The 26,960-nt window shown below is 70.1% G+C and carries 28 protein-coding genes and 1 pseudogene; 17 read left to right on the forward strand and 12 right to left on the reverse strand.

Translation table 11 applies throughout. The features are described from left to right. The first annotated feature begins 157 nt into the window (after positions 1-157). Complete coding sequence (locus ACFVWD_RS43500) at positions 158-1,015, forward strand: L,D-transpeptidase family protein (protein WP_389603494.1); 858 nt, start codon at positions 158-160, stop codon at positions 1,013-1,015. A 364-nt stretch (positions 1,016-1,379) separates the two neighbouring features. On the opposite strand, the gene ACFVWD_RS43505 is transcribed toward ACFVWD_RS43500, so the two are convergent. The 9 genes from ACFVWD_RS43505 to ACFVWD_RS43545 form a co-directional block, all read right to left on the reverse strand. Then, a complete protein-coding gene (locus ACFVWD_RS43505; RefSeq protein WP_389603496.1) occupies positions 1,380-2,429 on the reverse strand; it encodes a hypothetical protein in 1,050 nt (349 codons plus the stop codon). Further along, positions 2,429-3,103, reverse strand: a complete 675-nt coding sequence (locus tag ACFVWD_RS43510; protein WP_389603497.1) for an RNA polymerase sigma factor — start codon at positions 3,101-3,103, stop codon at positions 2,429-2,431. The genes ACFVWD_RS43505 and ACFVWD_RS43510 overlap by 1 nt, the downstream gene beginning before the upstream one ends. 614 nt (positions 3,104-3,717) lie before the next feature. Further along, positions 3,718-4,308: an RNA polymerase sigma factor gene (locus ACFVWD_RS43515; protein WP_389603499.1), complete on the reverse strand. Its 591-nt coding sequence runs from the start codon at positions 4,306-4,308 to the stop codon at positions 3,718-3,720. 149 nt (positions 4,309-4,457) lie between these two features. After that, positions 4,458-5,930: an MFS transporter gene (locus ACFVWD_RS43520; protein ID WP_389603501.1), complete on the reverse strand. Its 1,473-nt coding sequence runs from the start codon at positions 5,928-5,930 to the stop codon at positions 4,458-4,460. 127 nt (positions 5,931-6,057) lie between these two features. Further along, positions 6,058-6,453 (reverse strand): hypothetical protein, encoded by a 396-nt coding sequence (locus tag ACFVWD_RS43525; protein ID WP_389603502.1) that lies wholly within the window; start codon positions 6,451-6,453, stop codon positions 6,058-6,060. Positions 6,454-6,588: 135 nt separating this feature from the next. Beyond that, complete coding sequence (locus tag ACFVWD_RS43530) at positions 6,589-7,164, reverse strand: hypothetical protein (RefSeq protein ID WP_389603504.1); 576 nt, start codon at positions 7,162-7,164, stop codon at positions 6,589-6,591. A gap of 75 nt (positions 7,165-7,239) precedes the next feature. Continuing rightward, positions 7,240-7,743 (reverse strand): hypothetical protein, encoded by a 504-nt coding sequence (locus ACFVWD_RS43535; RefSeq protein ID WP_389603506.1) that lies wholly within the window; start codon positions 7,741-7,743, stop codon positions 7,240-7,242. A gap of 123 nt (positions 7,744-7,866) precedes the next feature. Continuing rightward, positions 7,867-8,601, reverse strand: coding sequence for a DUF4328 domain-containing protein (locus ACFVWD_RS43540; RefSeq protein ID WP_389603507.1), 735 nt, complete (start codon positions 8,599-8,601; stop codon positions 7,867-7,869). 104 nt (positions 8,602-8,705) lie between these two features. Then, positions 8,706-10,358 (reverse strand): glycoside hydrolase family 20 protein, encoded by a 1,653-nt coding sequence (locus ACFVWD_RS43545; protein ID WP_389603509.1) that lies wholly within the window; start codon positions 10,356-10,358, stop codon positions 8,706-8,708. A gap of 357 nt (positions 10,359-10,715) precedes the next feature. On the opposite strand from ACFVWD_RS43545, the gene ACFVWD_RS43550 reads away from it, so the two are divergent. The 7 genes from ACFVWD_RS43550 to ACFVWD_RS43580 all read left to right on the forward strand — a co-directional run bounded on the left by ACFVWD_RS43550 (position 10,716) and on the right by ACFVWD_RS43580 (position 15,895). Then, positions 10,716-11,228 (forward strand): 2-oxo-4-hydroxy-4-carboxy-5-ureidoimidazoline decarboxylase, encoded by a 513-nt coding sequence (locus tag ACFVWD_RS43550; RefSeq protein ID WP_389603510.1) that lies wholly within the window; start codon positions 10,716-10,718, stop codon positions 11,226-11,228. Between the two features lie 146 nt (positions 11,229-11,374). Continuing rightward, positions 11,375-11,755: a succinate dehydrogenase, cytochrome b556 subunit gene (gene sdhC, locus ACFVWD_RS43555; RefSeq protein WP_075028381.1), complete on the forward strand. Its 381-nt coding sequence runs from the start codon at positions 11,375-11,377 to the stop codon at positions 11,753-11,755. A gap of 5 nt (positions 11,756-11,760) precedes the next feature. Then, on the forward strand, positions 11,761-12,252 hold the full coding sequence (locus tag ACFVWD_RS43560; protein WP_054233701.1) for a succinate dehydrogenase hydrophobic membrane anchor subunit: 492 nt from the start codon (positions 11,761-11,763) through the stop codon (positions 12,250-12,252). A gap of 24 nt (positions 12,253-12,276) precedes the next feature. After that, positions 12,277-14,031 (forward strand): succinate dehydrogenase flavoprotein subunit, encoded by a 1,755-nt coding sequence (gene sdhA / locus ACFVWD_RS43565; protein ID WP_389603511.1) that lies wholly within the window; start codon positions 12,277-12,279, stop codon positions 14,029-14,031. Beyond that, positions 14,031-14,810, forward strand: coding sequence for a succinate dehydrogenase iron-sulfur subunit (locus ACFVWD_RS43570; protein WP_389603513.1), 780 nt, complete (start codon positions 14,031-14,033; stop codon positions 14,808-14,810). Before sdhA ends, ACFVWD_RS43570 begins: the two co-directional genes overlap by 1 nt. 250 nt (positions 14,811-15,060) lie before the next feature. Next, on the forward strand, positions 15,061-15,522 hold the full coding sequence (locus tag ACFVWD_RS43575) for a hypothetical protein (protein WP_389603514.1): 462 nt from the start codon (positions 15,061-15,063) through the stop codon (positions 15,520-15,522). Between the two features lie 28 nt (positions 15,523-15,550). Beyond that, positions 15,551-15,895 (forward strand): hypothetical protein, encoded by a 345-nt coding sequence (locus ACFVWD_RS43580; protein WP_389603516.1) that lies wholly within the window; start codon positions 15,551-15,553, stop codon positions 15,893-15,895. A gap of 4 nt (positions 15,896-15,899) precedes the next feature. Here the strand turns inward: ACFVWD_RS43580 and ACFVWD_RS43585 are convergent, their stop codons facing one another. Beyond that, positions 15,900-16,817 carry a hypothetical protein gene (locus ACFVWD_RS43585; protein WP_389603517.1) on the reverse strand — a complete coding sequence of 306 codons (918 nt, stop codon included), beginning with the start codon at positions 16,815-16,817 and terminating at the stop codon, positions 15,900-15,902. 328 nt (positions 16,818-17,145) lie between these two features. Here ACFVWD_RS43585 and ACFVWD_RS43590 point away from each other — a divergent pair, with 328 nt between their 5' ends. Continuing rightward, positions 17,146-17,709: a hypothetical protein gene (locus ACFVWD_RS43590; RefSeq protein ID WP_389603519.1), complete on the forward strand. Its 564-nt coding sequence runs from the start codon at positions 17,146-17,148 to the stop codon at positions 17,707-17,709. Between the two features lie 232 nt (positions 17,710-17,941). On the opposite strand, the gene ACFVWD_RS43595 is transcribed toward ACFVWD_RS43590, so the two are convergent. Then, positions 17,942-18,559: a Uma2 family endonuclease gene (locus tag ACFVWD_RS43595; RefSeq protein ID WP_389603522.1), complete on the reverse strand. Its 618-nt coding sequence runs from the start codon at positions 18,557-18,559 to the stop codon at positions 17,942-17,944. 134 nt (positions 18,560-18,693) lie between these two features. Between ACFVWD_RS43595 and ACFVWD_RS43600 the strand changes: the two genes are divergently transcribed. The 5 genes from ACFVWD_RS43600 to ACFVWD_RS43620 all read left to right on the forward strand — a co-directional run bounded on the left by ACFVWD_RS43600 (position 18,694) and on the right by ACFVWD_RS43620 (position 21,591). Beyond that, the gene (locus ACFVWD_RS43600) at positions 18,694-19,107 is read left to right on the forward strand and encodes a VOC family protein (RefSeq protein ID WP_389603524.1); all 414 of its coding nucleotides are present in this window, start codon (positions 18,694-18,696) and stop codon (positions 19,105-19,107) included. Between the two features lie 106 nt (positions 19,108-19,213). Next, positions 19,214-19,624: a hypothetical protein gene (locus ACFVWD_RS43605; RefSeq protein ID WP_352049091.1), complete on the forward strand. Its 411-nt coding sequence runs from the start codon at positions 19,214-19,216 to the stop codon at positions 19,622-19,624. Between the two features lie 5 nt (positions 19,625-19,629). Next, positions 19,630-20,136, forward strand: coding sequence for a thiol-disulfide oxidoreductase DCC family protein (locus tag ACFVWD_RS43610; RefSeq protein WP_389603531.1), 507 nt, complete (start codon positions 19,630-19,632; stop codon positions 20,134-20,136). Positions 20,137-20,147: 11 nt separating this feature from the next. Then, on the forward strand, positions 20,148-20,918 hold the full coding sequence (locus ACFVWD_RS43615) for a TetR family transcriptional regulator (protein ID WP_389603526.1): 771 nt from the start codon (positions 20,148-20,150) through the stop codon (positions 20,916-20,918). Between the two features lie 76 nt (positions 20,919-20,994). Beyond that, positions 20,995-21,591, forward strand: a complete 597-nt coding sequence (locus ACFVWD_RS43620; protein ID WP_358221280.1) for a Uma2 family endonuclease — start codon at positions 20,995-20,997, stop codon at positions 21,589-21,591. Here ACFVWD_RS43620 and ACFVWD_RS43625 read toward each other — a convergent pair. Next, on the reverse strand, positions 21,584-23,992 hold the full coding sequence (locus ACFVWD_RS43625; protein WP_389603533.1) for an MMPL family transporter: 2,409 nt from the start codon (positions 23,990-23,992) through the stop codon (positions 21,584-21,586). The genes ACFVWD_RS43620 and ACFVWD_RS43625 overlap by 8 nt on opposite strands. A 187-nt stretch (positions 23,993-24,179) precedes the next feature. Between ACFVWD_RS43625 and ACFVWD_RS43630 the strand changes: the two genes are divergently transcribed. The 3 genes and pseudogenes from ACFVWD_RS43630 to ACFVWD_RS43640 all read left to right on the forward strand — a co-directional run. Further along, positions 24,180-24,869, forward strand: coding sequence for a response regulator transcription factor (locus ACFVWD_RS43630; RefSeq protein ID WP_389603528.1), 690 nt, complete (start codon positions 24,180-24,182; stop codon positions 24,867-24,869). 110 nt (positions 24,870-24,979) lie between these two features. Further along, positions 24,980-26,416, forward strand: a complete 1,437-nt coding sequence (locus ACFVWD_RS43635) for an ATP-binding protein (RefSeq protein ID WP_389603530.1) — start codon at positions 24,980-24,982, stop codon at positions 26,414-26,416. A gap of 235 nt (positions 26,417-26,651) precedes the next feature. Beyond that, positions 26,652-26,960, forward strand: a pseudogene (locus tag ACFVWD_RS43640) (Toxic cation resistance protein); the annotation flags it as partial.

The raw sequence follows: 26,960 nt of genomic DNA on the forward strand, positions 1-26,960 counted from the left end.
GCGGGATGGAGAAGACCGCGCTGGGACCTTGCTCACAGGCTTCATCGCTCTCAGGATTCATTGCTCACAGGCTTCATTCCCCAGGATCGCGCGTCGTTCGCAACCGGGCGCGCCTGGGGAGCATCTCAGGGGACACGACGACGTACCGGGGGTTGGAATGCGTACGACTGGTATGAGGAGATCGCTGGCCGCCCTCGTGGCACTCGTCGCGGTGAGCGGCTGTACGGCCCAGGCCGTGGACGCGCACGGGAACGCGCGGGGGAAGACGCCGGGGAGCACGCAGGGGAGCACTCAGGGCAAGACGCCGCCGTCCGCCTCGAAGACGGACCGTTCGGCCACGCCGGGGGACGACAAGCCGGGCGACACGACGCCGTCCGCCGCCCCCAAGGTCCTCTGGTCCCGCGGCGACAAGGGGAACGACGTCCGTGAGGTCCAGGCCCGGCTGCACCAGGTCGCCTGGCTCATCCCGGCGCCGACGGGGACGTACGACACCCCGACGGTCACCGCGGTGAAGGGGTTCCAGGGCAAGCGCGGGCTGCCGCGGACCGGTGAGCTGGACGCCGTCACCTGGGAGCGGCTGCGGGGGATGACGCACAAGCCGGCCGCGTGGGAGCTGTACCCGTACGGCGGGCAGCCCGCCGCGCGGCCCGACCCGCGCTGTATGACGGGCCGGGTGCTGTGCGTCAGCAAGACGAGCCGCACCCTGCGCTGGATGATCGACGGGAAGACGGTCTCGGAGATGGACGTGCGCTTCGGCTCGCAGTACACGCCGACCCGCGAAGGGGTCTTCAGCGTCTACTTCAAATCGCGCTACCACGTGTCGACGATCTATCACACGTCCATGCCGTACGCGATGTTCTTCAGCGGCGGCCAGGCGGTCCACTACTCCCCCGACTTCGCGGCCCGCGGCTACTACGGCGCCTCGCACGGCTGCGTCAACGTACGGGACGAGGGGAAGATCGCGGCGCTGTTCGCACAGGTCCGGGACGGGGACAAGGTCGTCGTCTACTGGTGACGGCCGGCCCGGAGGGCGGAAGGGGTGATGGGGCGCGGGCGGGACCGGGGGAACGTGTCCCGCCCGCGCCGATGTGCACCAGGCCTGGGTACGGGGGGAACCCCGGCTCAGTGCGACGGCCGATGACCAGTCGGCTCACCCAGTACTGCGTCGGCGCGGCCGAAAACGTCACACCCGGGCGGAAGAAAATTCCGAAGGAATGCGAAACCGCAGGTCAGAGGGCAGATGGCAGGGTTCTCGGAGTACGGGTGGCTGAGAACACGCCCGGTCCGGATGGCCGAAAGCCTGCTCAGGAGGTGGGCAGCAGCGGCTGCTCAGGAGGTCGGCAGCAGCGGCCGCTCAGAGGGACGGCAGCAGCGACTGCTCAGAGGGACGGCAGCAGCGGCGCGACGACCGAGCGCGGCGACGGGGCGAGGATCCCGTTGCGGTCGTGGTGGCCCCCCGTGCCGCCGGAGCCTGTGTGGCCGTCGCCCTCACCGCCGTTGTCCCCGCCACCGGAGCCGCTGCCCGAGCCGTCGCCGGAACCGCCCCCGGCCCCCTGGTCGGAGCCGGAGCCCGAGCCCGCGGCCCCCTGCTGCCCCTGGTCCTCGCCCGTTGCGGCGCCCGTCTGACCCAGGACGCCCTTGCAGTACTTCTTCACGCGCCGGCCGCCGCCCGCGGCGTCCACCAGGACACGTCTGCGGCCGGACTCCAGGCTCTTGCCGTCCAGCACGTCGCGGCAGTACGAGCGTGTCCTGGCCCACCATTCGCGGGCGCGGGCCGACCGCCCGGCGTCGGAGGAGTCGGGCTGTCCGCTCGGCGCGCCGGGCCCCTGGGCCTCGTCGTCGCCCGAGCCGGCACCGGCCGGCGCGCTCGTGGTGGCACCCGGGACCGGTACCTCGGAACCATCGGTCTTCGAAGCTCCGGGCGACGGCGACAGGGACGGCTGCGGCGGTGTCTGCGCCGCGGAAATCGTCGCGGCCGGGTTCGGCGAGTCGTCACGGAACGGAGTCGGCAGCACTCCGGTTCCGGCCGCGACGGCGACTCCGCCGATCATCCCCGCGGCCAGCGCGGCGACGATCCCGAGGCGCACCGGACGGCCCCAACGGGGCCCCCGCAGGGCCGGAGCCGGACGGCCCAGCCGGACGAGACCCGCGTCGGCAAAGTGGGCCGCGGCCCCCGGGCGCCCCCGGCGGCCGAGCTGGACCACCTCGCCGTTCCGGCCCGCGCGCGCCTGTTGGAACGCGGCCAACGCGACAGCCTCGCCGGGGAGTTCGGCGCTGGTCGGCGCGGGTTCGGCAGCCAGCGCACCGAGCACGTCGGCAAGCCGCTTGGCCCTGCCCTGGGTGTCGGCGTCGACGGCTTCCAGCGGCTCACCACGCAGCAGACGCTCCGCGGCGTCACGGTCCAGCCACTTGTCCTGCTCGTCGGCCATCACATGTCCTTCTGCGTCCGCGAACGCGTATGCGTCACACCCGCGGACGTCACCGCGCGTGTGCGCGACTCTCTTCGTGACTCTCTTTGTGGGGGGACGGCGCCGAGGCCGCCGGCGGATTCCGGATCCGCGCCGAGCAGTTCCGCGAGCCGCTTGAGACCGCGGTGCGCCGCGGTGCGGACGGCTCCGGGCCGCTTGCCGAGGGTCTCGGCCGCGGTCTTGGCGTCGAGGCCGACGACCACGCGCAGCACGACGGCTTCCGCCTGGTCCTGCGGGAGTTGGGCTATCAGCGAGAGGGCGCTGTCGGTGGCCAGCGCCTCGATCGCCTCGCCCGCGGTGTCGGAATCGCCGGCCTTCGCGGTCAGTTCCGTCTCGTCACCGCCGATCGCGGGGCGGCGCCCGCGCATGCGTATGTGGTCGAGGGCGCGGTTGCGGGCGATCCGGGCGGCCCAGCCTCGGAAGCGGTCCGCGTCGCCGCTGAACCTCTCCATGTCACGGGCGATCTGCAGCCAGGCCTCGGACGTGACGTCCTCCGCGTCCGGGTCGCCGACCAGCGTCCGTACGTATCCGAGCAGCCGTGGGTGCACCGAGCGGTACACAGTCCGGAACGCGGTCTCGTCCCCGTCCTGTGCCGCAAGCACCGCGGCGGTCAGCTCCGCGTCGTCCCCCAGCACCGCGCGCCCTTCTGCGCCTAAGCCGGCGCCGCTATCGCGGACCGGGTTGCTCGCCGTTGTGGTTCCTCAGTTGGTGGTTGCGGTCCTAGGCCCCTCACGGGTGCGGTTGTCCGTCCTCCGCACCCCGGCGCGAATGGCACGTTACGGCCTGAAACCGCTCCCCGTCCATGTTCGTACAGCATGCAACTAAATGGTGACGCAGTGAGGTGTGACAGAAAACGCAGTCGCGGCGCTGTAGAGAGTACGGGCCGCCGCGCGGCCCGTGCCGCGCGACGGTCGGGGCCTCTCCTGTGGGGGGTGGCGGCCCCGGCCGTTGCCATCGGCGTCTGACTCTCCTTGAACTCGCGCCCTGGTCGGCGCTGCTCGCGCGGTCGCCAGTCGTCGCGCCGCCGGGTCCGCGCCCCGTGCGCCCCGCCCTCGCGAGCGGCCCGGTACGCGGCGACGGTCCGCCCCTCGGCCTCCGGATCGACGGGAACACCCCTTGCGGCGAAGGCGAGCAGCGCGTCGAGGAAGGTCCCGTTCTCACCCATGTCCCAGCCCACCCGTGCCTGTCCTCGGCCCACCGCTTCCTGACGCTCGTCCCGAATTTCCTGGCGTCAGGAGGCCGTTGGGCGTCACACCCCGGGCTCCCCGTCGGCGCCGAGCTGCTGCGCCAGGCGCTTCAGGCCACGGTGGGCGGCGGTGCGGACCGCGCCCGGGCGCTTGCCGAGGACGCGGGCGGCGGCGGGGCCGTCGAGACCGACGACCACGCGCAGCAGTACGGCCTCGGCCTGGTCGCGGGGCAGCCCTGCGACCAGTTCCAGGGCGCGCTCCGTGGAGAGGCTCTCCAGCGCCTGGTCGTGGGTGCTGTGGGTGCCGGGCAGTTCCAGTATGTCGTTCTCGAGCCCGGTCGCCCGGGGCCGTACCTTCTGCCTCCGCAGATGGTCGAGCGCGCGGTGCCGTGCGATGGCCGCGGTCCAGCCGCGGAACCCCGCCCCGTCCCCCTTGAACCGCCCGAGGTCCCGCGCGATTTCCAGCCAGGCGTCGGACGCCACGTCCTCCGCGTCGTCCCCGACGATCCCGCGCACGTACCCGAGCAGTCCGGGCTGCACGGACCGGTACGCCAGCGCGAAGGCCGCCTCGTCCCCCTGCTGCGCCCGCGCCACGGCCGCACCGAGCTCACCGTCGTACGCCTGTACGCGGCGGAGTTCCCCTCCGTGGCCCAACGCTGCCCTCGTTCGCCCCGAGTCGGTCAGAATGCGCACCGTGCGACACGGTCGGCCGTGTCGACGCCCACGTGGTCATCTGCGTCGGGCCCCACAGAAATGTCACAGCCCGTCAGGCGCCCCGGGAGTCCCTCGGAACACGTCCTGGCTCAGGCGTCTGTCTCCACCGGTTCGGGCAGCGGAGCCGGACGCCCCTGCGGGGCCGGCATCCGGTCCGCGTTCACCACGATCCCGGCGATCAGCGCGGCCAGCAACAGCGCTCCCATCGCCCACCAGGTGGCCACGTTGAAGCCGTGCACGGCGGCCCGGGAGGCGAGGGCGCGACGGTCGACGCCGGGGGCCGCGTGCGCGGTCGCGTACCGGGTCGTCACGCTCGCGGCGATCGTGTTGAGCAGCGCCGTACCGATCGAACCGCCGACCTGCTGGGCGGTGTTGAAGGTGGCGGAGGCCGCGCCCGCGTCCCGGGGCGCGACGCTGACCGTGGCCAGCGAGATGGAGGTCATCATCGCCGTGCCCATGCCGAGGCCGAGCATCAGCATGCCGGGCAGGATGTGCGAGGCGTACGCGGGTGCCACCCCGACCTGCGCGATGATCGCCAGCGCGCCCGCGGCCAGCAGCAGCCCGGGGACGATGAGGGCGCGCGGCGGGACCCGGTTCAGGAGGCGGGCCGCGACCTGTGTGGAGCCGGTGATCATGCCGACGGTGATGGGGAGATAGGCGAGTCCGGTCTTCATCGGCGAGTACCCGAGCACGCGTTGCATGTAGTAGGTGAGGAAGAGGAAGACCCCGAACATCCCGATGGTGACGAAGAGGATGGTGAGGAATGCCCCGACCCGCTGCCGGTCCCTGACCACCGACATCGGCAGCAGCGGCACCCGGGCGCGGGTCTGCCAGAGCCCGAACACGCCGAGCAGCACGACCCCGGCGGCCAGCAGTCCGAGGACCAGTCCGTCGCCCCAGCTCCTCGACTCCGCCTCCGAGAAGCCGTAGACCAGCGAGAGCATTCCGGCGGAGCCGAGCACCGCACCCGGCACGTCGAGGCGCGCGTCCTCGTAACGGCCGCCACCGCTGAGCACCGCCAGGGCGCCGGCGAACGCGACCAGGGCGATGGGGACGTTGACGTACAGGCACCAGCGCCAGTCCAGGTACTGGGTGAGGAAGCCGCCCGCGAGCAGCCCGAACGCCGCGCCCGCGCCGACGATCGCGCCGAACACGCCGAAGGCCTTGCCGCGTTCCCCGGGGTCGGTGAACGTCGTCGTGAGCAGCGACAGGGCGGCGGGGGCGAGCAGCGCCGCGAACACGCCCTGGAGGGCGCGCGCCCCGAACAGCATCCCGGAGTTCGCGGCCGCGCCGCCCAGCGCGGACGCCGCGGCGAAGCCCAACAGGCCGATCATGAAGGTGAGCCGACGACCGGCGAGGTCGGCGATCCGGCCGCCGAGCAGCAGCAGTCCGCCGAAGGCGAGGGTGTACGCGGTGATGACCCACTGCCGGTTGCCGTCCGACATGTGGAGGGCGGTCTGGGCGGAGGGCAGGGCGATGTTCACGATGGTCATGTCGAGGACGACCATCAACTGGGCGAGCGCGATGACGACGAGCGCCCACCAACGGCGGTTGTCGGCCACGAGGCCTCCCGGGTTCGGCGGTTGCCCTCATGTTCACTCCGGAGACCGCCGTTTGGGAACGGTCGCGTACCTTAAGAACCCGCAATCTCGCCGGCGTTCGGCACGCTCCCCACTCCCCACCCCCCCGCTATCCGACGGCCTCGCGGCACAGCAGCCGCAGCGAGCCGTCGCCCGCGTAGCAGCGGCGGGCCTCGTCGACGGGGTCCCACAGGCGCCCGTCGGGGGTGCGCAGCCAGTATTCGCCGCCCGTCTCCCACCACTCGGCGCCGGTACACCGGACGACGACCTCACCGGCGTACGCGCCGAAGCCGCGCAGCACGGTGTGGACGGCGGCGTACGGCGCCCCCTCCCGGCGTATCTCCTCGATCAGCCGGTCGACGCGCCACAGACTCTGCGCCGAGTAGTCGAGGCGCAGCCGGGCTGCCTCGCGCATCGTCGCGACGGTGTCCGCGGCCCAGCGCACGGGCTTGGTCGCGGCGGAGGGCCTGGCCGTCCGGATCGGGTTCGCACTCGTTGCGTTCACACTCGTAGCGTTCACACTCGGAAGAGCGCCTTCCGGACGGGATTCGTCACGCGTTCCAGGCGCCTTCGCGACACCGGCCCAGGACCCCCATCTCCGGCCCCAGGACGGTCACAGGAACCCCTCAGGGAAACAGGTTTACGACCGTCCGCGCGCCCGGCGCGACACCACCGCGCGCAGGACGCGCCGCCCCTCCGTCGACACCTCCAGGGCGGGGCGCAGTCCGCCCGCGCCGCGGCCCGCGAGCAGTTCCAGGACGGCGACCTGGCGGCGCAGTTCGGCCGCCACGAGGGGGCCGTCGCCGTCGGCGGCGACATCGAGGAGCCGGTGGATCTGCAGGGCCGCCGCCGAACAGGCGTCGGCCCAGGCGCGCAGCGCGGACGCGCAGGGGTCGTCGGGGGCGGCGGCGAGCATACGGCGGGCGAGTACGGCGGCGCGGTCCTCGTCACTCACGGCGGCCTCGGCCTCGGTCTCGGCTCCTGGGCCGGATCCGGGGGCGGGGTCGGGGTCGGCGGAGTCCAGTTCCGCCCGTGCCTTGGCAAGCCGTTCGCCCCAGGCGTCGCCGTCCGCGCCGCCGTCCGCGAGGCTCGACCAGAGCGGCCGCAGGACGTCGTCGTCGCCGCCCAGCAGGGGCACGCACCGATCCAAACAAGCCAGCCCGCTCGCTGCCAGACCACGCTCGTCGGCCTGAGCGATCAGGTCCACCAGGCTCATCACGCCTCCCTCGACAGGGCGCTCCCGCTTACGGAGCCCGCACTTTCCCTTACTGCGTGCTCCGGAGCGGGAGTGTCACAGGGGCACCACTCCGAGCCGGTCGAGGAACCGGAAGAGCAGGTTTTCGGCCAAGGGATCGGCGTCCGCGGTCAGCACGGCGAGCAGGGGTTCGGCGACCACCGTGTGCCCGGCTTCCGCGGCCCAGGCGACGGCCCTTGCGGCGGCGTCGGAGGGCTCCAGGAAGTAGTCGTCGACGGTGAGCCCCTCCTCGCTCTGCCCGAGATGCGCGGCCATCGCCGTGCGTGCCAGACACGTCGTCCACGCGCCGCTCCCGGGACCGGCCGCCTCGACGACCACACAGTCGCTGTTCATGACGTACCCGAAGAGCGCGGGCGCGCCGGTCTCCCGGGCGAGCGAGTTCATGCTCCCGACGTCGCCGTCACCGCTCGGGTACTCCCAGACCTGCCAGCCGTCGGGCGCCGTGGTCCGCAGCACCATCCCGTGCGCCGCGCCCAGCGCGTCCAGCTCCGCGAGCGGCCGCTCGCTTCTGCCCACGACGTAGTAGCCCCAGTAGCCCATGCCGGTTTCCCCCCGGTGGTGTTTCGGTTCGGCCGCGCCGAATACACCACAGGGGTCGGGGAGTTGGCCAGGGAATCAGCCGAACCGGCGCGCCGCCTGCCCCCAACGGCCCAATGCCGCCCGTCAGCGGTGGTCTCGTACGGGCGCCGGGACCGGCTCTCCGGATGGGACGGGTCCGCGCAGGGCCTTCTCGTTCTGCATCCGGGTCAGGCGCAGGACGACGAGGATGGCGAGTACGGCGGCCACAACGCCGGTGACGTCCGCGAACAACACGTCGCCCGCGGCGACGTAGAGCTCCACGGCGGTCTCGGCCTTGCGGTAACTCTCGAACCCGGCCCGGCCGACGAACAGCGTGATGGTCCACATCACCCACCAGGCGTTGACGAGCCCGTGCGAGGTGCGGGAGCCGGCGGGACGGCTCGCGTCCCAGGTGTTGAGCATGATCCGGCGCGGGAACCAGAAGCTCACCACCGGCACGACCCAGCCCCAGCCCACCCAGGCGCGCCCCATTTCATGCCCGAACGGGTCGAACACCTCGGCGTTGATCCGCACCCGGTAGAACCAGACGAGGTAGAAGACGACCGTGGCAGCCAGGGAGACCAGCTGCACGACCCCGACCGCGGCCATGACCGAGTCCGCGTGGTCCGCGTCCCGCTGGAGGGCCTCGCCGACCCCGCCCTCCAGGATGGTGCCCGTGACGTCGTACACCTTGACGCCCGCCCAGATCCCGAAGAGACCCGCGGCGACGACCACGCCGAGCAGGACCGCGACCGCTCGCCCGAGGCCCACCGGCGAGCGCAGCCGGGCAACCCCGTGCGGCGGCACCATGGTGCCGCCGGGCATGGGCGTACTGGACATGAAATCCCCCCGAATCACCGGCACGTGAGACCGCGCCGGCACAAGAAGCCGGGCGGGCCCTCCCCTAGGCACACCCGGCACACGAATCACAGGGAAGATACGCCTCAGCCCAGCCGGTTCGCCAGGCTCTTGAAGTCCGTCCAGGACAGCGCCGGCCGACCGGGATCCCACAGCTTCTGGATCGTGGCACGCAGCGGCATCCTGATCCCCGCCGCCACCTGGTCCTGGGTCTGCGAGTTCGCGCGGTCCGACCAGACGGCGAAGCTCCCGCCGAGGATCTGGCTGTCGTACTTCGCGGGGACCGGCGTGGTGCCGCGGACGACGAGCGGGGTCCACTGCTCGTAGATGCGCTGCCCGGTCGGGTAGACGAAGGTCTGCGGCTCACCGAGGACGTAGTAGAGGTACTCGTCGTTGTAGTTGATGAGCTTGCGGCCCGCGCTCAGGTACTCGACGGGCGGGCGCGCGCCGAGCTCCTTGCCGGTCCAGTACGCGACCTCCAGGTTCTTGTCCGCCTGGACCGTGCCGCCGCTGAAGAACCCGTCGTTCCAGGCCCGCAGGGTCCGGCCGTGTCCGCGCATCACCTGGGCGCGGTCGTTGAGCCAGCCGGTGGTGAGGTCCGCGACGGTGGCGCCGGGGCCGTAGGCCTGCTTGGCGGCGGCGGCCAGTTGCGGGAAGGAGGTCGACGGGCTGGCCACGGTCAGCGCCTGGTACTCGTCGCCGCCGAGGTGCCAGTACGGGCCGGGGAAGAGACCGGCGTACTCGTTCAGCAGGTCGTCGACGATGCTCGCCGCGGCGGGCTTGGAGATGTCGACGGTGCCACGGGGGGTGGATCCCGAGACGCTGCGCAGCTGGAGGTCGGGGTGGGCGGCGATCACGGCGCCGAGGTGGCCCGGCGAGTCGATCTCGGGGACGACATGGATGTGGCGGCTCTCCGCGAGGGCGACGATGTCGCGGACGTCCGTCTTGCTGAGGTGGTCCTTCGACACGATCTCCGGGTGGGTGTCCGACTGGATGCGGAAGCCCTGGTCGTCGGAGAAGTGCAGCCCCAGCTCGTTGTACTTCAGATCGCCCAGTTCCCGGATCCGGTCCTCTATCCAGGCCGCGGAGTAGGGCTTGCGCGCGATGTCGAGCATGAACCCGCGGCGCGGCTTGGCGGGCTGGTCGCGCACGACGCCCTCGGACGCCGTACCGCCGCCGTGCACCTCCTGCTTGAGGGTGCGGGTGCCGTAGAAGACGCCCGCCTCGCCGGGCGCGGAGATGGTGACCCGGCGGTTCTTGACGGTCAGGGTGTACGACTCCGGGTCGGCGCCGCTGGTGTTCAGGCCGAGTTCGACGTCTCCGTCCTTGGCCGCCGTCTGTCCGGCGTAAGACAGTTTCAGCTCGCCCGCGAGCAGCTTCCCCTCGTCGGCGAGGCCCGCGTCGTCGACGACCACGCGGGCGCCCGAGGCGGGACGCCAGCCGGGGCCGCGCGCCGGGGTGTGCTCGCGTACGGCGGGGATGGTGCGCGGGGTCTGGGAGAGCGGGTACGTGCGGGTCGGCGTGGGAGACGGTGGGGGCGCGGCCCCGGTCCGGTTGGCGGACCCGGCCGCCGTCCGGTCCGGAGCGACGCTCGCCCCGGTCTGCGCGCCGGCGCCGCCGGACGGCCACAGCGAGACGGTCGCCACCACGGCACCGGTCACCGCCGCCACGCCGACCGCTATCAGTACCGGCCGCTTCCCGTCCTGCACCGGCGCCCGTCGTCGCCTGCCCGTGCTCACCGCACCACGCCCTTCGCTTCGGTAACCGAGGCCCACGCCCTGTCGTACGCATCGAGCGCCTCGTACACCTCACGTCGTACACCCCCGGATGTTCCACGGTCCCCCTCTCCACGTCACCCGTCCACCGCAGGTTCCGAAACTCTCCCGTCCGGGTGAAATTCGGGCCTCCGTCGGACACCTCCCGTCAATCGTCGATAACGTGGTGGCACAACTCTCACTTCTTCCCCTGCCGCACCACACGTGACGTTCACAGGACGTCACGGCCTCCCGTCGACATCCCACCGCCGAGGACCCACGCTGCCTTCGCACCGTCTTCCACGCCTCCCCGGCCAGGTCGCCCTACCCGAGCAGAAGAGCGTGCCGTCGTCCCCGGCGCGCCTGGAGCCGTTCAACTCGGCGCCCGCCGACTCCGTCGTGCGCGCGCTCCTGACCTGCTGCCGCAGCCTGCGCTGGGCCCACCGGCTGGCCGATCACCGGCCCTACCCGGACCTGGACGCCTTCCTCGCCGCGGCCGACGAGGCGGCCTACGACCTCACCCCGGCCGACCTCACCGAGGCCCTCGCGGGCGAGTCCCTCACACTGCTCCCGGACGGCGCGTACTCCGCCGCCCACACGGCCCTGAGCGCGGCCCACGCCGCCTACGAAAGCCGATTCGGGCACGTGTTCGTCATCTGTCTGGACGACTTCTCCCCGGAGGAATCACTGGATCAGGTACTCGTCGGAATCCGGTCACGATTGACAAACGATCCCGAAGAGGAGCGGCTCGTCGCGGCGGAGGAGCTGCGCCGTCTGGCCAGGGGCCGGATGACGCGCCTCCTCGGGGACGCGGGGCCCTGGCCCGTCCGGAATAGCCCGAACGTGCCTGATTGATTGCCAGTTTGATCACATAGATAGGGCCGCTGTAAACGTTCCGACAAGTCGTCGCTACGATGGCCAGGGCCGGTGGACCGTACCCGGCCGGGCCGACCGACACAGAAGCCGGCAGGCCCCAATCCCCGCTCCCGGAGGGTTCTTCCGTGCCGGCTGGAACGCTGTACCGCGGCCGGGAAGGAATGTGGTCCTGGGTGGCTCATCGAGTCACCGGCGTCCTCATCTTCTTCTTCCTGTTCGTACACGTGCTGGACACCGCTCTCGTCCGTGTCTCCCCCGAGGACTACGACAGGGTCGTGTCCACGTACAAGAATCCGATCGTCGCGCTGCTGGAGTACGGCCTCGTCGCCGCCATCCTCTTCCACGCGCTCAACGGCCTGCGCATCATCGCCGTCGACTTCTGGTCGAAGGGCCCGCGCTACCAGAAGCAGATGCTCTGGTCCGTCGTCGGTATCTGGGTCGTGCTGATGGTCGGGGCCCTCTACCCCGTCCTCGGACACGCATTCCGCGAAGTCTTCGGGAGCTGACGCAGATGTCCACTACTGAGACCGCCGCTTCCGGCATCGGCCCCGTCGAGGGCGCGGGTGAGTTCTCCGCGTACAGCGTCGACAACCCGGCGCCGTTCATCGAGGCCCCGCGCAAGCGCACCAAGAAGACCCCGAAGTCCACCCGTGGCAACTTCGAGATGTACGGCTGGCTGTTCATGCGCCTGTCCGGCATCGTGCTGGTCGTCCTGGTCATCGGCCACCTGCTCATCCAGCTCGTCCTCGACGGCGGTGTCTCCAAGATCGGCTTCGCGTTCGTCGCGGGCCGCTGGGCCTCCCCGTGGTGGCAGGCCTGGGATCTCGCGATGCTGTGGCTCGCGATGCTGCACGGCGCCAACGGCCTGCGCACGGTCATCAACGACTACGCGGAGCGCGCGAACACCCGGCTGTGGCTCAAGGGCCTGCTCTACACCGCCACGGTGTTCACCATCCTGCTGGGCACGCTGGTGATCTTCACCTTCGACCCGAACATCCGCTAGGCACGGGGCTGAGGTAACCGACTCATGCAGATCCACAAGTACGACACCGTCATCGTGGGCGCCGGCGGCGCCGGCATGCGCGCCGCCATCGAGGCGACGAAGCGCAGCCGCACCGCCGTGCTGACGAAGCTCTACCCCACCCGCTCCCACACGGGCGCCGCGCAGGGCGGCATGGCCGCCGCGCTCGCCAACGTGGAGGAGGACAACTGGGAGTGGCACACCTTCGACACGGTCAAGGGCGGTGACTACCTGGTCGACCAGGACGCCGCCGAGATCCTGGCGAAGGAGGCCATCGACTCGGTCCTCGACCTGGAGAAGATGGGCCTTCCCTTCAACCGGACGCCCGAGGGCAGGATCGACCAGCGCCGCTTCGGCGGTCACTCCCGCAACCACGGCGAGGCCCCGGTCCGCCGGTCCTGCTACGCCGCGGACCGCACCGGCCACATGATCCTCCAGACGCTGTACCAGAACTGCGTCAAGGAGGGCGTGGAGTTCTTCAACGAGTTCTACGTCCTCGACCAGCTGATCACCGAGGTCGACGGCGTCAAGCACTCGGCCGGTGTGATCGCCTACGAGCTGGCGACCGGCGAGATCCACGTCTTCCAGGCGAAGGCCGTGATCTACGCGTCCGGCGGCACCGGCAAGTTCTTCAAGGTGACCTCCAACGCGCACACCCTGACGGGTGACGGCCAGGCGGCCGTCTACCGTCGCGGGCTGCCACTGGAGGACATGGAGTTCTTCCAGTTCCACCCGACCGGCATCTGGCGCATGGGCATCCTGCTGACGGAGGGCGCCCGCGGTGAGGGCGGCATCCTCCGCAACAAGGACGGCGAGCGCTTCATGGAGAAGTACGCGCCGGTCATGAAGGACCTCGCGTCCCGTGACGTCGTCTCGCGCTCCATCTACACGGAGATCCGTGAGGGCCGCGGCTGCGGCCCCGAGGGCGACCACGTCTACCTCGACCTCACGCACCTCCCGCCGGAGCAGCTGGACGCCAAGCTCCCGGACATCACGGAGTTCGCGCGCACCTACCTCGGCATCGAGCCCTACACGGACCCGATCCCGATCCAGCCCACCGCGCACTACGCCATGGGCGGCATCCCGACGAACATCCAGGGTGAGGTGCTCAGCGACAACACGACCGTCGTGCCGGGCCTGTACGCCGCCGGTGAGGTCGCCTGTGTGTCCGTGCACGGCGCCAACCGCCTCGGCACCAACTCGCTCCTGGACATCAACGTGTTCGGGCGTCGCGCGGGCATCGCCGCCGCCGAGTACTCCGCGAAGGCCGACTACGTCGAGCTGCCCGAGGACCCGGCCTCGCAGGTCGTCTCGCAGGTCGAGCACCTGCGCGACTCCACGGGCACGGAGCGGGTCGCCGCGCTGCGCCTGGAGCTGCAGGAGTGCATGGACGCCAACGTGATGGTGTTCCGCACCGAGCAGACGATCAAGACGGCGGTCGAGAAGATCGCCGAGCTGCGCGAGCGCTACCGGAACGTCTCGATCCAGGACAAGGGCAAGCGGTTCAACACGGACCTCCTCGAGGCCATCGAGCTGGGCAACCTGCTCGACCTGGCCGAGGTCATGGCCGTCTCCGCGCTCGCCCGCAAGGAGTCCCGCGGCGGTCACTACCGCGAGGACTACCCGAACCGCGACGACGTCAACTTCATGCGCCACACCATGGCGTACCGCGAGGTCGGCGACGACGGCACCGAGTCCATCCGTCTCGACTACAAGCCGGTCGTCCAGACCCGCTACCAGCCGATGGAGCGTAAGTACTGATGGCTACCCCGACCCTCGACAAGGCGGACAGCGCCGGCCAGCCCGAGGCGGGCTTCGCCGACTCGCCGTACATCACCGCCACCTTCCGCATCCGCCGCTTCAACCCCGAGGTCGCGGCCGAGGCGGTCTGGGAAGACTTCCAGCTGGAGATCGACCCGAAGGAGCGCGTCCTCGACGCCCTCCACAAGATCAAGTGGGACCAGGACGGAACCCTCACCTTCCGTCGGTCCTGCGCGCACGGCATCTGCGGCTCGGACGCCATGCGGATCAACGGCAAGAACCGCCTCGCCTGCAAGACGCTGATCAAGGACATCAACCCCGACAAGCCGATCACGGTCGAGCCCATCAAGGGTCTGACGGTCCTCAAGGACCTCGTGGTCGACATGGAGCCGTTCTTCCAGGCGTACCGCGATGTGATGCCCTTCCTGATCACGAAGGACACCAACGAGCCGACGCGCGAGCGTCTGCAGTCCACCGAGGACCGCGAGCGCTTCGACGACACCACCAAGTGCATCCTGTGCGCGGCGTGCACGTCGTCCTGCCCGGTCTTCTGGAACGACGGCCAGTACTTCGGTCCGGCCGCCATCGTCAACGCGCACCGCTTCATCTTCGACAGCCGTGACGAAGCGGGCGAGCAGCGCCTGGAGATCCTCAACGACAAGGACGGCGTGTGGCGTTGCCGCACCACGTTCAACTGCACGGACGCCTGCCCGCGCGGTATCGAGGTCACCAAGGCGATCCAGGAAGTGAAGCGCGCGCTGATCACGCGTCGCTTCTGATCCGAGGCCGCCGATTGCGGTTCGCAGCACCGTTCCTCACCACGCGTGGTGAGGAACGGTGCTTTTGCCGTTTTGACGGGTTCACGGACTACTGAGGGAAACATTCCGCGCTCACACTGCTGGTCGACCAGCTGTGCAAGCAGGCGGCGGCAGGAGAACCCGTGTGGCCGGAGACGTGTCTGGAACACCGCACGAGGACGAGCCCATACCAAAGCTGGGTATCGGGGCAGCGCTGAAGGAAGCGCATTTCGTGGCCGCACCGCTGCTCACAGCGGCCGCACTCTCACTCGCCGGTGTGGTCGGCGGCGCGGACGACGAGTTCCGCTGGCCGGGACCGACGCTCCTCCTCCTTGTGATCACCGCCATGACGTTGATCTTCAGCATCCAACTCGGTTACAACGCCCGGCGCTATCTCTACACCTATCAGGAACTCAAGGATCGCTACGAGCAACGGGACGGCCCCGGCCACAACTCCGTTGCCTATGTACGCGACCGGTACGCACAGGCTCAGTCGCTCTGGCGGGAGCGCAGCAAGACCGCCGTGTTGGTCTACGACATCGGCACGCTGCTCCTCGGCCTGGGGGTCGCCGCCTCGCTTGCTCCGCCCGACTGCGGCAAGCAGGTCGTGTGGCGCTGGTCGGCGGCCGCCATCGTGTTCCTCGGCACTGTCGCGGACGGGCTCTGGGTCTGGTTCGCCAAGAACGATTCGTAGCGCGGTTCACGTCCGAACTGGAGGAAGCATGCTGCACGATGCCGTACTGCCCGGCGCGCAGCCGACGTCGAAGATATGCCCGGAATGCTGGTGTGACCTCGGCTGGAAAGCGGACGGGTTCATCCCCTGGTCGCGACACCGCCTCGAAGACGCTTACAAGGACGCCCTCGATGAGAAGACCAGTACGCTCCTGAGGCAGCTGAACTCGACGAGGCACGCTGTGAATCACGAGCGGGTCCGGCAGCAGCCGTGCCGGTTCCGCCACCTGCCGCCGTGGCTCCTGGCCCAGTGCCGCACACCCGAGGAGGTGGACAAGTGGCTGGAGAGGCTGCACCGTTGGTGGACGCCACCGCAGCCACCGAACGCTTCCTGACCTCTCAGTCGAGATCGTCCCTGCCCCGGCCGTGACGCCGAGACGCGGGATCATGGTCATACGGAAGATCCGCCGGGCCGGCACCCGCAAACAGCTCCGAGAGCCGCAAGAAGGTCTCCTCCTCCGTCTCGCGGTCCAGTGGAAGACGGTGGTGAAGGGCCTCAAGGAGGTCGAAGCGGTGCAGGTCGTACACCACATGCATCAGGCCTGAGTAGGCCTGCGCCGCCGTCACCGCGCTCTTGTACGCCACCGACGCCAGGGTCAGACCCACTGCGCACAGCCACCAGTTGGACGGCTCGTCGTACAGGGCCGCCGCGCCCGTCCCCGTGAGCGCCAGAAACGACCAGCACAGGTTGACAGCCGTATCGAGGGCATCCCGGGTAGAGCGCAGCACCTCCGCGATTCGATCCGACACCTGCAGATAAATCCGAGGCCAGGAGGTCAGCGTCGTCAGGCCGTAGCGCTCACCAGCACTCAACTCCCCCGCACGCAGGGCATTACCCAGTGCCGTGGGCAACAGAACCTCGACCGGCGGCTGAGCGGCGAGGCGGCGCCGCGCATCGGCCCGCACCCGCCGCGCGGTGTCTCCTCGCGCCACCTTGTCGACCCGCCTCCGCATCGCGTACCAGCGTCTGCGCTGTACCTGAACCAGCGCTCCCGCGAGCCCGGCCGTGAGTGACCAGCGGTCCCAGTACCCCTCCAGGACACGCACCGCACGCACCTGGAATGGCTGCAGCAACAGGCCGAGGAGGGAGCCGCAGACGGTGACCGCCGACAGTGCGCCGAGCACCACTGCGGGGCGCTGCGGCCACACGGCAGCCCAGTCGCTGCGCCCGGAGAAACTCCCCGCCCGCACGAGAGCAAGCACCCCGGCGACAAACAGCGCGCACGGCGCGAAGTGCACCGACAGCACCCGTCGCACGAAGCCCGCCCTCCCCATACGCCCCTCGACGCGTTTCAAGTATGGGGCTGGGCCTCTCCCGACCGGAGAGTGGGCAGCGTCTTCCCCCTTCGGGGACCGGCGGTCTCCTGTGCGCGGGTCCCGGTGCTCCGGCTCAGCTCGCCGAAGCCGTAGGAAGTCCGGCACTCCTGGAATCGGCCACCGGGCCCGCCGTCCTGCCGGGTCGGATCGTTGCCGACACTCGCCACGCCCAGAAGCACACCTGGTTGGCCCGTTCGCCGGGCACGGCACACACGCCCCCGAAGAAAACCTGAGCCAGCCCCCACACACCCCGCCCTATCCTTCCGGAATGAGCAACTCCCGGGCGGCCGCCGTCCTCACCACACCTGACCTCACCGAAGCGATACGCGCCGTGCGCACGCTGTTGTCCATCGCGGACATCTCTCAGGCGGAGGTCGACTTCGAGGGCGTGATCCGCTCACCGGAGGGCCTGGCCCGCGTGCTTCACGTACTGCCCGACCTCGAATGGAGGGCGTCGGCCGAATCGGACAACGCCTCGTCGAACGCCGGCGACGACCCGGCGGCCCATCTCCCCATCCGGGTCTTCGACTGGTGCCGTCCACTGGAGGTCGCCGAACCCTTCATCGCGGCGCTCGGCCCGGAGCTCGCAGCCATCCGCTGGGACCTGAACGCCTGGCCGGCGGTACCCGAAGCCGGCCTGGACTTCATCTCCCAGAAGTACGCGTACCTCACCCTCTCGGTGAACTCCAGCGACCTCTACCAGTGCGAACCGTCCGAGGACCACACGGTCTACGTCCACGTGCCGGACGAGCACCACATCGCCCGCGTCGAGTGGCTGGCCGAACGAGTGGGCGGCCACCGCACCGGCAGGGTGGAAGTAGCACCCCTCTGAACCCCGGGCGCTCCTGCCCCGTTCACTCCAGGGGCTTACTCCCGGTCGGCGTCGAGCGGGGAGTCTGCGAAGTGTTGCAACGCAAGTTGGGTCATGGCCGTAACTCACCGTCCACGCCCGCGATGTGTGACCGGAAGCGACCCGGCGGACCAAGGCCGCAAGCGCCACGTCACCCTGCGACCCGCTCCGCCTTCTCCTTCTTCAGCCCGATCAGGCAGTCTCGATCAGGCAGTCATGAGCGAGGCCGCCGGTCGATGGCTGTCAGGTCGATCTCGATCTCGAAGGGGACGGTGGCCTTGAGCCGGTCGTGGAAGATTCCGGTGAGGCCGTACGCCTTCGTGGCCGGGTCCAGTTCGTAGACGTAGACGACGGGGAGGCCCTTGTCGTCGTCCTGCTCGACCCGCCAGAAGTGCGGGACCCTGGCCTGGGCGTACTTGCGTGGCTTCACTTCGCGGTCGCGCTCTCGGGAGTCGGGAGAGACTACCTCGACGGCCAGGAGGATGTCGTCGGGCCGATACCAGGTCTGGTTCGGTCCCGTGACCGCCTCCACCGGAAACACCACGATATCCGGCTCCAGTCGGTTCTTCGTGTCCAGCTTGATCGTCATCTCCCGGTCGACATCGAGGTGATCCGGCGCCTGTTCCAAGAGCGCGTTGTCCAGCAAGCGCATGGTGCGCGAGTGGAAGCGGGTCTGCGGACTCACGAAAACGAGACTCCCGTCGATCAACTCCGTGTGCGGCGGGAGGCCCGGAATCCGGTCGAGGTCGTCCGCGGTCCAGCCCTCGGCGGGCGGGATCGGCCAGCGGTACGGCGGCTCGTCGTCGAGTCCGTTCTCGGATGCGGCGCTCATGATTGCTCCCATGCGACGGAGTCTCGCCTGTCGATTCAGCGTACCCAGGGGGGACGACAGCCGCCTCGCCCCAACGAGTGACCCCTGCGGTCAGCCCCCGGGCTTCCCGATGAGGCCGTACCTAATCTGATGGCATGTCAGATGATGTGTCGTACGAGCCGCTCGGTTTCGACAACGTACTGCTGCCCGTCGGGAACCTCGGCGCCGCGGTGGAGTTCTACGGACGGGCCGGCGTTCCGGTGGCGTTCCGGCTGGACGAGGCCGGGATCGCGCTGCTGAAGGTGGGCAAGGAGACACCGGGGCTGCTGCTGCGACTGGAGGAGGAACTCGGCCCCCGGCCGCCGGTGTGGGCCTCGGCGCGGGTGTGGCTGGAGGTCGGGGACGCGCGGGCCACGGCCGACGCGCTGGCCACGGCGGGCATCCAGCCGCTCGCCCCCGTCTTCCCGGTCGCCACCGGCTGGACCGTCGAGATCGCCGACCCCTGGGGCAACGTCATCGGCTTCACGGACTACGGCAAGCGGCCCGAACTGGGCCGCCATCAGGCGTGACGCCTCTCACCCCACCCTTCACCCCGCCCTGACTTGAACATGTTCAAAAGCAGGTCTACATTCCTTCTCGACAGCGTTTTGAACGCGTTCAAGAAGGGGTGGGGACATGGACCTCACGGTCGTCGCGTACGTCATCTATCTGCTGGTCAGCATCGCGCTGACGGTCTGGGTGGCACGCACGCTCAGCCACAACGGGCGGATCTTCCTCGCCGACGTGCTGCACGGGAACGAGAAGCTCGCCGACGCCGTCAACCACCTCCTGGTGGTGGGCTTCTACCTCGTCAACCTGGGCTTCGTCGCGCTCTATCTGAACAGCGACGACGGCGAGATCACCGACACGCGCGGAATCTTCGAGGCCCTGTCGACCAAGCTCGGCGTCGTCCTGCTCGTCCTCGGGGTCATGCACCTCGGCAACGTGTACGTGCTCAACAAGATCCGGCGGCGGGGCGTCATGGAGCGGGAGCAGCTGCCGCCCGTCGCGCCGACGGACTGGGTCGCGCCGGCGGCCGGGGCGTGAGCACCATGACCGGCCTCAAGGCCACCCGTGACCGGGACGCCGCGCGCGTCCCGGTCCTCGGGCTCACCGTCCTCTACGACGCACGGTGCTCGCTGTGCACCTTCCTGCGCGACTGGCTGGGCAAGCAGCCCCAGCTGGTGCCGCTGCGGCTCGTGCCGGCCGGTTCCGAGCAGGCCCGGGCGCTCTATCCCTCCCTCGACCACCGCGCCACCCTCGACGAGATCACCGTCGTCGGGGACGGCGGTCAGGTCTACCGCGGGGCCGCCGCCTGGGTCGTCTGCCTGTGGGCGCTGCGCGAGCACCGGCCGCTCGCCCACCGGCTGAGCACCCCGGCCGGGGCCCGGCTGGCCAAGGGCGCGATGCTCGCCGCCGCGAAGTGGCGCTCAGCGCACACCCAGCAGGGGTGGGGCGGGGGCGCGTACCTGCGGGGCGACGGGTGGGTGTACGAGCCGGGTGTCGGGTGGACGTACCAGCCTCCCGGCTGTGACAGCGGCTCCTGTTCGACTCGTTAGGCTCTGTTCCCGTGCCAGCACCGACAGACAGCCCCGGCCCGGACGACACGAGCACGCCCGGAAAGGCCCAGGAAAAGAGTCCCGCCAAGAGCGAGCAGACCCGCGCCCTGATCCTGGAGACCGCGCTGCGGCTGTTCCAGGAGCGGGGGTACGACAAGACGACCATGCGGGCCATCGCCCAGGAGGCCGGGGTCTCCGTCGGCAACGCGTACTACTACTTCGCCGGCAAGGAGCACCTCATCCAGGGCTTCTACGACCGGATCGGCGCCGAGCACCAGGCGGCGATCCGGCCGGTCCTGGAGCGCGAGAAGGATCTGGAGGCGCGGATCGCGGGGGTGCTGAAGGCGTGGCTGGACGTGGCGGAGCCGTACCACGAGTTCGCGGCGCAGTTCTTCAAGAACGCCGCCGATCCGGAGAGCCCGCTCAGCCCCTTCTCCCCCGAGTCGGCGGGCCCGCGCGAGGAGGCCATCGCCATACACCGCGAGGTGCTCGCCGGGTCGAAGGCGAAGGTTCCGGAGGAGCTGAGGGACGTCCTGCCCGAGCTGATGTGGCTGTCGCAGATGGGACTCGTCCTGTACTGGGTCTTCGACCGCACGGAGGGACGCGAACGCAGTTACCGGCTCGCCGAGCGCGGCGCCCGCATCACCACCCGGGGCGTCTCACTGGCCCGCTTCCGGGTCCTGCGGCCACTGGTCCACGAGGTGCACGAGCTGTTCACGGACTTCCTGCCGGGGATGACGAAGATGCTGCCGGATCCGGGGCGGGGCTCCACGATCGGGTGACGCCGCCAGTACAGGACACGGGGGAGACGTTCGACCTACGATGATGTTCTCGACACCAGCCCATGGGAGGCACGTGATGTCCGCAGCAGGTGTCGAGCGACCGCACGAGGACCGGCCGCTGATCGCCGAGGCGAACCTCATCATGGAGAGTCTTCCGGGCCGCCGCGTCGAGATCATCGGAGGCCAGATCCTCGTGAGCCCAGCACCGGACGGCCCTCACTCCGAGGCCCTGATGCTCTTCGCTGCCCCGTTCATGCAACTGGGCCTGGTGCGAGCTCTGCCGGGAATCGGCCTCTGGCTGCCCAGCGGTCCAGAGGACTATGTGATCCCCGACCTGTCGGTGGTCGACGACGACTACCGCCATCACCTGGTGGAGAACAGCTGCTACGACCCGACCTGCTTCCGCCTCGTCATGGAAGTCACCTCCACCAACTGGAAAACGGATCTGCGGGACAAGGTCTCCTCCTACGCCAGGGCCCGCATCCCCGTCTACGTCATCGTCGACCGCCAGCACCAGCGCCTCCACGTCCTCACTGATCCGGTCGCGGACCGCTACAAGGTGCATGGCATCCACACCGCCGACGAACTCGTCACGCTCCCCGAGTCCGTCGGCGGCAAGGTCACCCTCGATGTGAAAAGGATCCTCGAAGCCGGGCACCCCACGGCTAATTGACGGCGTCCACCTCCCCCTCCGTCAACTCCAGGTCGTGCACCAGCGGTTCGTCGGTCACGATGACGTGCCGGGCGCGGGCGCCGTACGACGAGGCCGTCGCCGACAGCAGGTAGGTGCCCGGAGCCGGTACCGAGACGATGTACGAGCCGTCCGCCAGTGAGGTCACCCGGTCCAGTTGACGCCCGCCCTTGCTGAGCAGGGTGAGGACCGCCCCGTCGACCGGCGCGCCCTCCGCGTCACGGACGAAGCCGTGGACGACCGACGATCCTCCCGCCGAAGGCCGCGGCAGCGGCTCCGCCTCCTCAGCCGGCTCCACCGCCAGGTGCGGCAGCCGCTTCTCCAGACCCGCCGGCAGCCACCAGTTGGACTTGCCCAGCAGATGCATCGCGGCCGGCACCAGCGCCGTACGGAGAATGAACGCGTCCAGCGCGACCGCCGCCGCGAGGCCCACGCCCGCCATCGCCGCCCCCGAGTCACCGCTGAGGACGAAGGCGAGGAAGACGCAGACCATGATCAGGGCGGCGGAGTTGATGACACGGCTGGTCTCCGCGAGGCCGACCCGGACCGCCCGCGCGTTGTCCTTCGTGTGCACCCACTCCTCGTGCATCCGGCTCACCAGGAACACCTGGTAGTCCATCGAGAGGCCGAAGAGCAGGGAGAGCATGATGACGGGTAGGAAGGCGTTGATCGGGCCCTCCTTGCCGAGGCCCAGCAGGCTCAGACCCCAGCCCCACTGGAAGATCGCGACGAGGACGCCGAAGGACGCGGCCGCCGCGATCAGGTTCATCAGGGCGGCGGTGAGGGGCACCATCAGGGAGCGGAAGGCGACCATCAGAAGCAGGAAGCCCAGGCCGATGATGGTGGCGATGAAGAGCGGCAGCCGGTCACCCGTGACGGTCGAGAAGTCCTTGGAGATCGCCGTCACACCGCCGACGTGAGCCTGCGCCCCCGCGTCCGGGATCACCTTCTCCCGCAGGGTGTCGATGAGCTGGTCCGTCTTCTCGGACTGCGGTGACGTGGTCGGTACGACCTGGATCACCGTGACGCCCTGCGCGGGCGGCAGCGCCGCGACCTGGGCGACGCCGTCGGTCGCGCGGATGCCCTGCACCAGCTTGTTGGTGTCGCCGCTGGTGGAGACCACCTGGAGCGGGCCGTTGAAGCCGGGTCCGAAGCCCTCCGCGAGGAGGTCGTACGCCTTCCTCGTCGTCGTCGACGCGTCGTCGTTGCCCTGGTCGGTCGCGCCGAGCCGCAGCGACAGCACCGGGATCGCGAGGATCGCCATGACGACGAGGGCCATCACGGCGATCGAGCGCGGGCGCTTCTGGACGCTCGCCGACCAGCGTGCCGCGAAGCCGCTGGCCCGCTCCGGCTCGGGGCCTTCGGCGGCCAGCTTGCGCCGCTGGCGGCGGCTGAGCACCCGGGAGCCGAGGAAACCGAGCAGCGCGGGCAGCAGCGTGACCGCGGCGAGCACGCTGAACACGACGGTGAGCGAGGTGCCGATGACCACGCCGTCCAGGAAGCGCAGGTTCGTCACGAGCATCCCGGCGAGCGCGATGCACACCGTGCCGCCCGCGAACAGCACCGCGCGCCCGGAGGTGTTGAGGGCGGTGACCGCCGACTCCTCCGGGTCCATGCCGCGCAGGATGCCGCGCCGGTGCCGGGTGACGATGAACAGCGCGTAGTCGATGCCGACACCGAGGCCGATCAGCGTGGCGAGCAGCGGGGCCAGGTCCGGTACGGACGTGACATGGCTGAGCAGCTGGGTGGAGAACAGGCCCGTGCCCACCCCGAAGATCGCGATGCCGATCGGGAGCAGCATCGCGAAGAGCGAGCCGAAGGCGAGGAAGAGGACGACCGCCGCGGCCAGGATGCCGATCATCTCGGCGAGTCCGGTGGGCGGCTCCTGCACCCGCTGGATCGCCTGACCGCCCAACTCGACGTGCAGACCGCCACGTTCGGCGCCCTGCGCGGTGTCGACCACGCCCTGCACCAGTTCCTTGGGCACCGCGTTCGCCTGCTTGGCGAAGGTGATCTGGGCGTACGCGATCCTGCCGTTGGCGCTGATCTGCGCCGCGCCCCGGTCGCCCGCGTACGGACTGGTGACGCCGCCGACCCCCGCCATCTTGCCGATCTTCTCCAGCGCGGGCTGGATCCGGGACTGTACGGACTGGTCCCGGACGGTTCCCGTGTCGACCTTCCACACCACCGTGTCGGTGTCGCCCGCGCGCTCCGGGAAGGCCTTCTCCATCTGGTCGTACGCGCGCTTGGAGTCCGTGTTCGGAAGGGAGAAGACGTTCGCGTAATCCGTGCCCGCGGTCGAGGCCGCGGCCCCGAGCCCGAGCAGTGCCCCCACCCACAGCAACAGGACCACCAGCCGGTGCCGATAGCACCACCGTGCCAATGTCGCCACGCTCAACGCTCCTTAGTCGACCGGTCATCCGGTCGTTCGGTTGTCGGTTGGTCCCCCAGGTCCTGGAACCAACCATCGACCGGCGCGCTCGAGCGACGACACAGACCGCCCATGACTCTCAAGGAACTCCAAAGGGGGAGCCGCCCCCTGGCGCGACCCGCGTGCGGATACTGGGGGCATGACCGCTCACGAGGGGGCCACCGTTCTCGTCGTCGAGGACGAGCCGAGCATCGCGGACGTCCTCGCCATCGCGCTGCGCTACCACCGTTTCGAGGTGATGACCGCGGGCACCGTCCGCCAGGCGCTCACGCTCGTCGAACGCACCCGCCCCGACGCGGCGCTGCTCGACGTGATGCTGCCGGACGGCGACGGGCGGGCGCTGGGCCGTGAACTGCGCCTGCGTCGGCCCGACCTGGCGATCGTCTTCCTCACCGCGCGGGACGCGCCCGCCGAGATCGTCGGCGCGCTCGGTTTCGGCGACGACTACATCACCAAGCCGTTCAACATCGACGAGGTCGTCGCCCGGATCACGGCCGTACTGCGCCGCACACGCCCCGACGACGTCCTTCCGCAGCGCCCGCCCCTTCGCTACGGCGAACTCGAACTGGACGAGACGACGTACTCCGTACACCGCGGGGACCGCACGGTGGAGCTCACCCCCACCGAGTACGCCCTGCTGCGCTTCCTCGTCCGCAACGGCGGCCGGATCGTGCCCAAGGAGCAACTCCTGCGGCACGTCTGGCAGTACGAACACTCCGCCGAGTCGACCGTCGTCGAGACGTACATCAGCTATCTGCGCCGCAAACTCGAACCCCTCGGCCCACCGGTGATCCAGACCCGCCGGGGCGTCGGATACGGCCTCGCATGACCCCGGCATCCCCGGACCCGGAAGTCGCAGCGGCGCATACGGAGCCCTCCCCCCGCGCGGACCCCGCATCCCGGACCGAGCTCGCCCTCTGTGCGGGGATTCCCGCGTACGTGAGTGTGCGGCGCCCCCGGCGTCACCACGGGATCCACTCGTTGCGCGGCAAGCTGACGCTCGCGAACGTGGGGTTGCTGGCGCTGGGCATCATCGTGGCGACCGCCGTCAGTCTGATGGGCATGCGGCACTATCTGCTCGACCAGGTCGACACGGAACTGTCCAAGACGCGGGAGTCGCTGACCGGCTCGCGGCTCACCCTCCACCAGATCGACTCACTCACCGCACTCGCCTTCGTACGCGAGCGGATGATCCCCGGCGCGGACCGGTCCGACAAGCCCGACTCGATCTTCGCGGCGGTGGACGGCCACGGGACCCCCCTCAGCGTCGGCGGTTTCAAGCCCACCGACATCCAGCGCGCGCTGGCCGCCGCGGTGGACGACCCGAGCGCCCTCGCGCACGACCCCGCCCTGCACGACACCACGGTGCACGGCGCCTCCTACCGGGTCACCGGGGCCCGGCTCTCCGACGGCACCTACGTGCTGCTCGCCGCCTCCACCGATGCCCTGCACAAGGGCATCGCCAAGGCCCTCAAGCTCGATCTGAGCGTCGGAACCACGCTGTTGTCGCTGCTCGCGGTGCTGACCATGATCAGCGTGAGCCGCCGGATGCGGCCACTGGAGGACATGGTGGAGACCTCGTCCGCCATCGCCGAGGGAGACCTCACCCGGCGCGTGCCCTCCAGCCATCATCCGACCCAGGAGGTCGAACAACTGCGGCTCGCCCTCAACTCCATGCTCCACCAGGTGGAATCGGCGTACCGGACCCGCGAGCGCAGTGCGGCACAGCTGCGCCGGTTCGTCGCGGACGCCTCGCACGAGCTGCGCACCCCGCTGTCGGCGATCCGCGGCTACCTCCAGCTGTACGAGAAGGGGATGCTGCGCGAGCCGGGTGAGCGCCGGCGGGCCTGGGACCGGATGAACGCCGAGGCCGACCGCATGGGACGCCTCGTGGACGAACTGCTCATCCTGGCCCGCCTCGACCAGAGCCCCGAACTGCGTTTCAAGAACGTCGACCTGAGCCGTCTCGTACGGGACGCGGCCGAGGATCTGCGGGCCCAGCAGCCCGGGCGTCCGGTGACCGTGGGCGCCGACGGGACACTGCTGGTGCACGCCGACGAGTCGGGGCTGCGGCAGGTGCTGGGCAACCTCGTGGCCAACGTACGCACCCACACACCCGCCGACGTGCCGGTGCGGCTCGGTCTCGAACGGGAGGACGGGATCGTACGGCTGTGTGTCGCGGACCAGGGGCCCGGGCTGGCGGAGGACGACGCGGCGCGCATCTTCGACCGGTTCTTCCGGGCGGGCGGTGGTGCGGGCAGCGGGCTGGGGATGGCGATCGTGCAGGGAGTGGTGGCCGCGCACGGGGGTGCCGTGGCGGTACGGACGGCGCCGGGAGCGGGGCTGGAGGTCACGGTGACGCTGCCGACGCGGTGAGCTGCTTTAACAAGCACAGTGAGGTGCTTGAACAAGCTCGGTGACTCGCTTGAACATAAGCAAACCCGGATGATTGAACACCGGCCGGTACGACCTCGTACCCAACAGATGAAGGCGGCCCCGACCTCAGCCTGGTCCGCCGCGCCACCACCGGGCTTCGCACGGAAGGACCGCCGGGTTGTCGTTCAACACGAGCTCTCGACAGCTGTCGAAAACGGACGAGGCGCCGGAGGACATGCCCTCGCAGGAAGTCACGCCTCTGGACGCCCCCGCTCCGAGGGACACCGTCCAGGCTGAAGCGCCGGAGACGAAGCCCCCGGAGGCCGACCCCCTGAAGGCGGAAACCCCGGAAGCGAAGATCCCGGAGGCGGATGCCGCGGAGGCGGAGGCTCCCGAGGTGAGCACTCCAGAGGCGAAGGCTCCCGAGGCGGAAGCCCCGGAGGCGAAGACTCCCGAGGCGGAAGCCCCGGAGGCGAAGACTCCCGAGGCGGAAGCCCCGGAGGCGAAGACTCCCGAGGCGGAAGCCCCGGAGGCGAAGACTCCC

Source organism: Streptomyces sp. NPDC058086 (genome assembly GCF_042885015.1).
GTDB lineage: Bacteria > Actinomycetota > Actinomycetes > Streptomycetales > Streptomycetaceae > Streptomyces.